This window comes from Clostridium sp. UBA6640 (assembly GCF_002455975.1).
Taxonomy (GTDB): Bacteria; Bacillota; Clostridia; order Clostridiales; family Clostridiaceae; genus Clostridium_J.
Window position 1 is genome coordinate 98,506 of record NZ_DKLM01000080.1, and the last position, 10,801, is coordinate 109,306.

Consider the following 10,801-nt stretch of genomic DNA (forward strand, 5'->3'; position numbering starts at 1 on the left):
TAATTTCTAAGGATTTAAGCTGCTTTTATAGAAAATTTATTTTCCAGAGTATATATTAAGTTTTCGCATTGCATCCCTATAGTTTCACTTTTCATATAGAATTTATATAAAAATATGTGAATTTAAATATAAGTTTTTAGTGGAAACTGACTGACTGATTATTGTTAGTCTACTAATAATATTCATAATTATTTTTATATTATTAACCACTGAGAATTATACCCTAAATTGTGATAAAACTCACATTTATTTATGCTTTTGGAATATTGAATTTACGTAAAATTAATCTTGAAGTATATTTATATAATGAAATAACTGTAAATACATATAAACAAGCCAGATTTAAAAGAGAAGGAATTCAAAGATAGGTTATTTTATAGCCATAAATACCACGATGCTATTTCAATGAGCATTTTATAGGATGAATATAGATTAAAATATAATGAATAACTGCATTACGTTAAAAATATCGTAACATATTCCTCTCTGTGCATTATAAAATATATGTTTAGAGAGAAGCTTTTTATCCACATTTTAAAAATACAAATCAAATAATATCCACATTATTAACATTTATTTATGTAGGTTAAAATTTATCTATAATTAAAAAATTATTTACTTTATATTTTAATTAGTATATATATGGTATGAGAATTATAATGAATATTTAAACTCATATACTTAATAATAATATTGAAAATATAATATTGAAATAAGGTGATGTTATGAATGATTATTACTTAAATGCAGCCCAAGAATTAGAGAATTGGAAATCAAAAATGCGAAAAAAGCCTTCTATAATTAGTAAAACATCAAAAAGTTTGCAAAATAAATTTAATAATGTAATTCCAGAAAAATATCATGAAATGCTAACATCTGCAATAAAAAATATGATTAGATTTGTGCTTTTAGGTTCAGAAATTGCTACCAAGCCTCCTTATGGAATCTTAGATCTTGAAGAAAAAGAAAGATTAGTAAAAGAAAAAATTTTAACATATAAAAGAACTGCTATGATAGAGGGTGCTGGTACAGGTGCTGGAGGGTTTGTTATGAGCCTTGCTGACTTTCCATTACTTCTTAGTATAAAAATAAAATTTTTATATGATGTTGCTTCAATTTATGGATTTGATGTTCGTGACTATAAAGAAAGACTATATATACTTCACATATTTGAGCTTGCATTTTCTAGCCAAGAAAATATAAATAAAGTATTTTCAAAAATGGAGAGATGGGAAGAGTACTCTAGTTCATTACCTAATGATATAAATTACTTTGATTGGCGAAAGTTTCAACAGGAGTATAGAGACTATATTGATATTGCTAAACTTATGCAAATGCTGCCAGCTATTGGAGCCTTAGTTGGTGCTTATGTTAATTCAAAATTATTAGATAAACTTGGTGAAACAGCAATTAATTCATATAGAATGAGATTATTTAAAGAATTATAATTTGTATTCTATTCTTTAAACGTCTTTGATAATAGGCCCGAAAGAAATTAACTAGTAAAATATTTATTAATATTAACTAGTTATTCTTTAATACTTAATTAAGCATTTACTAAAATATATCATTCTATATTTTAAATCATATTATATAATATTACTAAGTTTATGGAGGTTCTATATGCGTAGATTCTATAGGTGCTATGACTGCAATGCTTTTAAAGGTGAGATTCCTCCTTGCGCTCAATTCTTAAATAATTCTAATCCTTTAATAAAAGATGGTAGGTTATTGTATCGTAACTTTAATAGAATATACTGTTTTTTAAGCGTAAACCCTTCTAATAATAATAATAATAATAATAATGGTATCATAACAACTTCTTCTAATCTCCAGATAAGTATTTCAAATTTTATAATAGGTCTTTATATAAGTCAAATTCAAAATGACATCATCGAATACGATAATAATTCTATAATCCATAATAATAAAGTAGCTAATGATTTTATTCATAAAGCTCTAAGTAATAACATATCTATTGATGATGAAATTAATGCCTCTGTAGCTTTCATTATATCAAACACTAATGCCATTTTACCCTTATATACAGCTACAATAAATATAACTCCATTAAATTTATATATTCTTATAACCCTACATCTTCTTGAAAATAATCCTGCCCTCTTCTTTGGCAATAATGATTATGCTTTAGAAGATAAAATAAATTTTTATTTATCTTCTTTATCATTAAAATTTCCTTTTTTTTAAATTTAAAAGTTATGTTAAGTAATATATTTAAACCTTGTAGAGTATTCTATAAGGTTTTATTTATAAATATTAAATTTAATCTTTAAATAATTTAAAATAATATGAATATTTTTGTAAATTTAAATATCCACTGTTTCTCCATTGTATAATATCAATAAATATAGTCGATAATTGTTGTAAAATTATATAATCTAAGGTAATTTTTAAAAGGAATGTAAAATAACTTGTAGAATAAGTATATAAAATATAATAATTCATAATGTTTATATTTTATACATTATTACTACATTTTTGAGTTTTTTACAACAGTTGGGGGGTTAATTAAATGTTAAAAGAAATCGTGCCTTCTGGAATTTTAGGAATCGGTGCATGTATTCCAGAAGAAATTAGGAAAAATGACTTTTGGGAAAATATCGAACTAGTAAATTTACCTGAAGGTAGAAAGAGTCCTTTTGAAAGAATAGATGAAAGAAGAGTGTTTCCAGCTAATATGCTGCCTTCAGATGCAGAAGTTAAAGCAGCGGAGGTAGCTATTAAAGATGCTGGCATTTCAAAGGACGATATTGATCTTGTCATGGTTCATTCTATGCTTCAAGATGAAATAATTCCTAGCAATGCAAGTTTAGTTCAATATAAATTAGGTTTAAAAAATGCAGGTGCTTGGCATATTGATACTTGTTGTTCAAGTTTTATTACAATGGTTACCACTGCATCTAATTTAATAGCAATGGGCGAATTTAAAAATATCTTAATCGTAACTTCTGTATTTCATTCAAGAATTCTCGATTACTCAGATTATTTAAGCCTATATGCAGGAGATGGAGCTGGTGCCGTAGTTATGGGACAAGTTCCTGAAGGAAGAGGATATGTTGCATCTTGCTGCAATTCTGATGGTTATTTTCATGATGCATTTACACTTGCTGAAAGAATGCCTTTGAATCAGAAAAGAAGAAGATTCTTTGAACCATCTCCACTAAGACCATTCTTTACAACTAATCCTATTAAAACAAATAGAGTGGGAAAGAACTCTGTTGATATAATGCAAGATATTCTTGAAAAAACACTTAAAAAAGCTAATATGACTTCAGAAGATATTGATATGTTTTTCTCTCATCAACCGGCTGATTGGGCTCATGATGCATGGAGAGATTCTATTAATATTCCTAAAGAACGTTCATATCAAACCTTCCGCAAGTATGGAAATCTTGCTTCATCTTCAATACCAGTAACTCTTTATGAAGCTAATGAAAAAGGATTACTTAAAGAAGGCCAAACTCTTTTACTTACATCTTCAGGTGCAGGTGAAAATCACATTGCTGCAATAATAAAATTATAATAATTTTAGAAGATAAAAAATTATATAGAGTTGTTATTATTTTAAATAATTAGACTTTTAATGTTAAAGGGGTTAAAAATTGTCTGAATAGTTAATATTTTTATTTATATGAGGTGGATTTTACATGTACAAGATAAGGTATGATAGATTAAAAAACTGCATTTACGTTGTAGTTGAGGGAAGTATGAAAATGGAAGAAGCTAATAATTATGTAGTAGACTTCAAAAAAGCTGTAGATAGCACAGGTCCAAATTTTAAAATTTGCACTGACTTATCAAAGACTACAGCAGTTCTTCCTGAAATCAATGATAAACTTAATGAAAGCAAAGCTTATGCAAAAGCGAAGGGGTATAAAAAAGCTGCATTTATAATGAGTTCTGCTGTATTGAAAATGCAAGTAAAGAGGGTATTTGAAGAAGATCAAGAAAGCCTTTTTGATAATATAAATGATGCTGAAAAATTTTTGAATAGTTAATCTTACATATACTAAGATTAATAATTATTTTGCATTTAAATATCTTTTAAAAAATAACTAGCCAATTATGATCACATATTTGACTAGTTATTTCATTTCAAAGTATTTATTATAATTAGCTCCAAGCTTTGATTAAACATTACTAATTTCCCTCATTTTTTAGTTTCCTCACTTAACTCCTTAACCACAGCACCAATGATTTTTATTCCTTTCTTTATATCCTCTTCATTAACTCTTGAAAAACCCAGTCTTATAGTATCTTCACCGCTACCATCAGTGTAAAATATATCTCCTGGCGTAAATACCACTCCTCTTTTATAACACTCCTCAAGTACGACCCTTGAACTAAGTCCGTTAAGAAGCTTTATGAATATATGAAGTCCTCCCTGCCCCATTATATATTCATTAGGAATATACCTCTTCACTTGCTCTAAGGTAAATTCATACTTATATCCATAATATTTTCTAATTTTCTTTATATATCTATTAAAAGCCCCACTTTTCATGTAATGATAAAATGCTCCTTGATCAAGAAAAGAAGAATGAATAGTTCTAGATCTTTTAACACTCTCTAATATATCTATCAATTTAGCATCTCCAAAAATCCAACCTAATCTTAATCCCGGAAAAAGTATCTTAGAAAAACTTCCAATATAAATAACTCCATTACCTTTTGTACAAAGGGATGCTATTGATGGAAGATGCGAACCAGAATATAATAACTCCTCATTAAAACCATCCTCTATTATAGGCACCCCGTATTTTTGAAAAATCCTAAATACTTCCTGTCTTCTCTCACCATTCATAACAACACCAGTAGGATTATGATATGAAGGGACAATATATGATAATTTTACAGAATTACTTTGCAACGTATCTTCTAATATTCTAGTATCAATTCCATCAGAAGTCATAGGTATTCCAATCACATTTAAACCGTGAGCCTTCATAATTTTTAAAGCAGTATTATGAGTGGGATTTTCACAAATAATTATATCTCCTGGCACTGTTAAAGAGCTTAGCGCTATATCGAAACCCTCAGTAAATCCATTAGTTATTAATATTTCTTTTCCTTTTGTATTAACTCCTTTCTCCTCCATATAGTCCATAAGATACTCTATCAATGGTCTATATCCCTTAGCATAGCCATAGTTTAATAACTTATCTCCCTCTAAAGAAAATCCATTTAAAAAAGCCCTTTTAAACTCCTCTAAATCAAATAAATTCTCTTCTGGAGCAATACTTTTAAAAGAAATCATTCCTTTTTTCCAAGGTAATTCAGTTTTAATTATATCTAAATCTCTACACGCACTTCCATAATTATTGACTTTAGAACTCCAATCAATATTGAATTCTCCACTTACTAGCTTTGTTTCTATAGCTACAAAAGTTCCTTTGCCTTTTAAAGTTTCAACAATGCCATCACTTTCTAAATTCTCATAAGCTGTAACTACTGAATTTCTGCTTATATTCAGCATCTCACTAACTTCTCTTGTGGAAGGTAATTTGCTTCCCTTTTGAAGAAGTGCTTTTGCTATACTGTCTTTTATATGCTCTTCAATTTGTATATATATTGGTAGCTCATTATTGATTTTAAATGATGAAAAAATCAAAGATTTTTCTCCTTTCAAGCTAGCGAATATTCGATAATCTTATCTAATAACTCACTATATTTCATATTGGCTCCCTTTGCACTCTTAGGAAAAAGGGAATTTTTCGTCATTCCAGGTAAAGTATTTAATTCTAACACATATGGAACTCCCTCACTTACTATAATATCAATTCTCACATATGCTTTACAATTAAATATATGCCAACATTGCTCTGCTATTTGCTTCATCTTTTTCTCTAGCTCATAGGGTAATGATGCAACAATTTCTTCAGCACCATCATCCTCATATTTTGAATTATAATCAAAAAATTCATTTTTAGCTTTAATAGATATTATCGGTAATATCTCTCCATTTAGCATTGGTATTGTATATTCATGTCCTCTTAAATATTTTTCAATTAATATCTCGTTATCATATTGTAATGCTTTTAAAACTTTATCTTTAAGTTCTTCTTTGTTATTTACTAAAAATGTTCCTATACTTGAGCCTCCGTTATTAGGCTTAACCACCATTGGATAACCAAGTTCTTCTATAATTTTCATTGGTAATTGATTTATATCATTAACTATAATACCTGGTGGAACTACTATTTCTTCACTTTTTAATATTCTTTTAGTTTGGTTTTTATTCATACAAAGAGCACTAGTAAGAATATTACAACCTGAATATGGCATGGATATACTCTCTAATACCCCTTGTACTATTCCATCTTCTCCGAAAGCTCCATGCAAGGCAATAAATACAAAATCTACTCCTTTAACTTTTTCTATTATTTCCTCTTTTGAATTTATTACTATAGGTAAAACCTCGTATTTGCTTTTATCAAGATTATTTAATATCTCTTTACCTGAAAGTATAGAAATCTTTCTTTCTGAAGAGACTCCTCCCATTAATACTCCAATCTTCATCTCAATCACTCCATACAATTTTATTATAGATAAACTACTTTAATATGAATATAGCTACACTCTTGGTATTTTAATTCACAACTTAAAATAGTGCACAATTCACAATTCACAATTAAGGTTGAAATTAGTTTTAATCAAACTAATTTCTTTAATAGATTTTTTACTAGCAATACAATTGCTAACTTTTCCACCTCTGGGGAACAGTAGTGAAGCCATTTAGGGTTCCCCTGAGGTGCAGTATAGCTCGGAATAACACTAATAAACTTAACTAATACTATGGAGAAACTACAGCCACTAATTTTTACAGAAGGTGACTATGTTACTTCAAAAATAAATCAATTCTAAAATTTCTCAGCTTTTGTTGAGAAATTTCCACAATTGTGAGTTGTGAACTATGAATTCAATAGTTTCAGCTATGATACTAAAAAATGCTCGTTATTTTCACATATATTAATTTTAGAACTGTACTTTTATAAATGTCTTACTTTAATTATATGAAGTAAAAGTAGAACAGATAAGAACCACCTTATAAGGAATTTCCTTATAAAGTGGATTAAAAAATCACTTTATTAAATTATTTAAATTTATAACCTTAATCAATAAAAAACTGAAAATGGACAATTATGGCTGAAATTGTTTTTAATTAAACTAATTTCTTTAAAAATTCTCATGCTCTGCTGAGAATCTACCACAATTATCCATTGTCAATAGTCAATTTTCAATTTCATTATAATACTGACTAGTTATTTTTAAAATTTTCTTAATTTAAGGCTTAAATTTAATTTCTCCCAAATCCTCTTTAGCATTTTTACGGATACGATCTACTATTCCTCTAGATACTTCTGTATAATCTACCTTTCCAGCCTTTAAATTTTTTTCTAAGTATTCAAATGCATTCCAAGGGTTAACTGTATCTCCACAAGTAAATAAATCCACAGCTGCATATCCATATTCAGGCCATGTATGAATAGTTAAATGTGATTCTTGAATAATAACAGCTCCACTAACTCCCCAAGGATTAAACATATGAAATGTACTCGTTACCACCGTAGCTTCAGCTTCTTCTGCTGCCTGTAACATATATTTTTCAATCTTATTATAACTATTTAATATTTCTTTATCGCAATTATAGTATTCTACTAAAATATGCCTTCCAAGTTGTTCTAACCTAATCATAATCTCTCCTTTTAATATCAGCTTAAATATTTAAATAACTTTAATCATTAATAGTACTAAAGATATTTCATAAATGAATTGCTAAAAAGCATTCTAAACTCTATTATTTGTTAATGCTATGCTCTTCTTTTTTCAATAAGCTGAAATATTTGATTGTTACATTTATAGCATCCTTTTCCTTTTAACTCTTCTATAGTATTAAATTTTTCTGAAAGTCCAACTTTCATTATTTCTCCACATTTCTTGCACTTATAAAAGCGAACTGTTACTTTTAATTCCCCAGTGTAAATTGGCTCTTTATAACAGTTTTCTATTAAAGATTTACTACTACTAGTAGTTTTAAGAATAATCATCTGTCCTATATTTCCAATTATTTCTGCACCATTATAATTATTAAATGCAGTTAATATTTCTGAAACCATAAGTCCCATATCAACAAAGTGTTTCTGCATATTAAGCTCAAATTCTGGAGACTTATGTGCATAAGAAAGAAATACATTAAGGCCACTTTCATCTTTTAAAGCTTCGAGTCCTCTTGAAAGAAATAAACTCATTCCTTGAAGAGTATATGGAGGATCCGTGAAAAAGCAATCGAACTGCCCTCTAAAACTTTCTGACAACGGGAATCTTAAATCTACATACTCACAATCAATAGGTAGTTCTTCCTTTTTAGCTATACTACTTATATAATCAAGAATTCTATTATCAATATCCATAACAAAAATTTTTGTTTTACTGTATCTTATATCATTAAATAGCTTCTTTAATAGAAATCCTAAAGCTATACTTACTAAATCATCATCACCTACGCATAAAATCCTTTTTCCTATCAATGCAGAATTTCTAAGACATAATACTGCTCTTTTTATAGCAGTATCTACTGTACATTTTGATTGGTCTATAGTAACGTCAACCTGAGGACGATTTATAAATATTTCTTTTAAAGCTTCTTTTACTTCACTAATTTCTTTAACATCTTCCCATGATTCAGAAAATAATTTAGTATATAACTCTATATTCAAGCCATAAAAGCCCAGATTTCCCTCTACAACCCCTCTACCTTTCCTTGTAAGTCTTACTCCTCTATCCTGAGCTACTAAATCACATTTGATAAGCTCTTTCTTTATAGCTGTAATTACAGGGATAGGTAAAAATNNCTTTCTAGCTAATTCTTTTGTAGAAATACCTTCTTTAAAATATATATTAATTAATGTATTTGTTATGGCTTGTATTCCTTCATCTATATTTACATTCTTATTTACGGTTTCTAAATAGTTTTCCATTAGTATCTACCTCTCTCTCAAATATCAATAATTTAAAACATGCAGGCATCCGAAAGAAAATAATAAACTAAAGATGCCTAGCCCCATAGCCAAGTTAGAAACATTAGATAGAGAAATAAAAAAGCTATAGCAACATCAAGTCACTACAGCCTTTTAAGTCGTATATGTTAAAATAGTATTATTTAAAACCATAGAATGTATATACTAAAATATACCCTATCTCCTTAAAAATTCTCTTAGGAATTTAAAGCAAATAGTGCTACATCTTAATATAATGACTACAAAATCTATAGTAAAAAATATACATTTTCCCTTTTGGGTATAAAAATACCGCGCAAAAGCACGGTTTAATAACATATATAATAAGGTTGAATGCTATCCGTGTTCTAACTTTTTCTTAAAAAACTCATCAACAAATAAACCTAAAATATCTTAGATTTTTAAAAGTTTTTAAGAAATAACTATTCAATTAGTTAGTTAAAAACACCTACACTCATAAAGCACTCTCCTTAATTTCATTTTCTAATTTTAATGCTTAGTTCTATGCTTTTCATTATAGCATAGAAAAATATACCGCACAATATGTAAGCTTTTTTCCAAGACATTTTATGTAAACTTATTAGCTAATACCTTTTAGAATCTATAAATTACTAATACATTATTTCAAAAAATAATGTCGTTATATATCACCAGATTATTGCATTAATTGTAATTTATTTTTTTAAATTATAATATTGACACAATTATACAGCCTGTGATATTATTATAAGTTTGATAAAAAACTTAATATGTGTTATACTTAATATAATGAATACAATATATGGAGGCGAGTTATTTGTTTGAGTTTGAAATTGGTGATAAAATTGTTTACCCAATGCAAGGTGCAGGAGTGATTCAAGGCGTAGAGGAGAAAAATTTCCAAGGAAAGAAGCAACAGTATTATATAATAAAAATGTTAACAAATAATATGGAGATAATGATTCCATCTTGGAGATTATCTAATTCAAATATACGTTTAATTAGTGATGATTCTACACTTAAAGACGTATTACTAGATCTTGATGCTAGAGACTCAGAGCCAAGTGAACCTCTTAATTCTAAGCAGAGATATCAAGTTAACATGGATAAAATTAAAACAGGTTCTTTAAAAGATGGTGCTGAGGTAGTCTATGACTTAACCCAACTAAATAAGGAAAAAGCTCTTAATACAAGTGAAAGCCAAATGCTAATGAATGCACGAAAATTTCTAATTGATGAGATAATTTTAATTAAAAAAATTACTGAAGATGAAGCTAATAATTTATTAGATTCTATTATTAGTTAAAAATATCATAATGTCCTTCTTTTTTATAAGAACAGAATTTATACTATATAAATAGCTATGTTATAACCTTCCTTGATATAGTTTTAAACTTTATATTGTCCACTTTTTAGATAGTTTAAATATATCATTAAGTAATCTATTCGACTTATATCCTTCATTCTTAGTTCTTTTATGCATTTCCTATATAGTAACATACTCATTATAATAGAACAAAGATGTAAAATATTATCTAAAATATAATATAATTTTCTCATGTGAAAATTATATAAAAATTTAATACTAATATATTAAAAAAACTCATTTATTTATGATACGGTTTTTCGTAGCAGTTATAAATGAGTTTTTTAAAATTAATTGTTTCTTAAAGATTATTTATAGATTCATAGATAGATATACCAGCCCCCAATTTAACGCATGCTTTAAAATACCGTGGCGCTCTATATTAGCTATTTTATATGATATTATTTTTTATAAAATA

At 27.5% G+C, this 10,801-nt stretch carries 9 protein-coding genes; 5 read left to right on the forward strand and 4 right to left on the reverse strand.

Annotation, left to right across the window (positions count from 1 at the left end):
* Positions 1-725 precede the first annotated feature (725 nt).
* The 4 genes from B2W91_RS09060 (at position 726) to B2W91_RS09075 (ending at position 4,019) form a co-directional block, all read left to right on the forward strand.
* Complete coding sequence (locus B2W91_RS09060; protein ID WP_291580187.1) at positions 726-1,448, forward strand: EcsC family protein; 723 nt, start codon at positions 726-728, stop codon at positions 1,446-1,448.
* Positions 1,449-1,623: 175 nt separating this feature from the next.
* Positions 1,624-2,208 (forward strand): hypothetical protein, encoded by a 585-nt coding sequence (locus B2W91_RS09065; protein ID WP_291580188.1) that lies wholly within the window; start codon positions 1,624-1,626, stop codon positions 2,206-2,208.
* A gap of 325 nt (positions 2,209-2,533) precedes the next feature.
* Positions 2,534-3,544 (forward strand): 3-oxoacyl-ACP synthase III family protein, encoded by a 1,011-nt coding sequence (locus B2W91_RS09070; RefSeq protein ID WP_291580189.1) that lies wholly within the window; start codon positions 2,534-2,536, stop codon positions 3,542-3,544.
* A gap of 124 nt (positions 3,545-3,668) precedes the next feature.
* Entirely contained in the window at positions 3,669-4,019 is a 351-nt protein-coding gene (locus B2W91_RS09075) for a hypothetical protein (protein ID WP_291580190.1), read from the forward strand.
* A gap of 152 nt (positions 4,020-4,171) precedes the next feature.
* Here the strand turns inward: B2W91_RS09075 and B2W91_RS09080 are convergent, their stop codons facing one another.
* The 4 genes from B2W91_RS09080 to B2W91_RS09095 all read right to left on the reverse strand — a co-directional run bounded on the left by B2W91_RS09080 (position 4,172) and on the right by B2W91_RS09095 (position 8,999).
* The gene (locus B2W91_RS09080; protein ID WP_291580191.1) at positions 4,172-5,632 is read right to left on the reverse strand and encodes a PLP-dependent aminotransferase family protein; all 1,461 of its coding nucleotides are present in this window, start codon (positions 5,630-5,632) and stop codon (positions 4,172-4,174) included.
* Between the two features lie 14 nt (positions 5,633-5,646).
* A complete protein-coding gene (locus tag B2W91_RS09085; protein ID WP_291580192.1) occupies positions 5,647-6,540 on the reverse strand; it encodes a D-alanine--D-alanine ligase in 894 nt (297 codons plus the stop codon).
* Positions 6,541-7,305: 765 nt separating this feature from the next.
* Positions 7,306-7,716 carry an adenosylmethionine decarboxylase gene (gene speD / locus B2W91_RS09090; protein ID WP_291580193.1) on the reverse strand — a complete coding sequence of 137 codons (411 nt, stop codon included), beginning with the start codon at positions 7,714-7,716 and terminating at the stop codon, positions 7,306-7,308.
* A 116-nt stretch (positions 7,717-7,832) separates the two neighbouring features.
* Positions 7,833-8,999 carry a bis-aminopropyl spermidine synthase family protein gene (locus B2W91_RS09095; RefSeq protein WP_291580194.1) on the reverse strand — a complete coding sequence of 389 codons (1,167 nt, stop codon included), beginning with the start codon at positions 8,997-8,999 and terminating at the stop codon, positions 7,833-7,835.
* Positions 9,000-9,834: 835 nt separating this feature from the next.
* On the opposite strand from B2W91_RS09095, the gene B2W91_RS09100 reads away from it, so the two are divergent.
* The gene (locus B2W91_RS09100; RefSeq protein WP_349680799.1) at positions 9,835-10,323 is read left to right on the forward strand and encodes a CarD family transcriptional regulator; all 489 of its coding nucleotides are present in this window, start codon (positions 9,835-9,837) and stop codon (positions 10,321-10,323) included.
* The last annotated feature ends 478 nt before the right edge of the window (positions 10,324-10,801 follow it).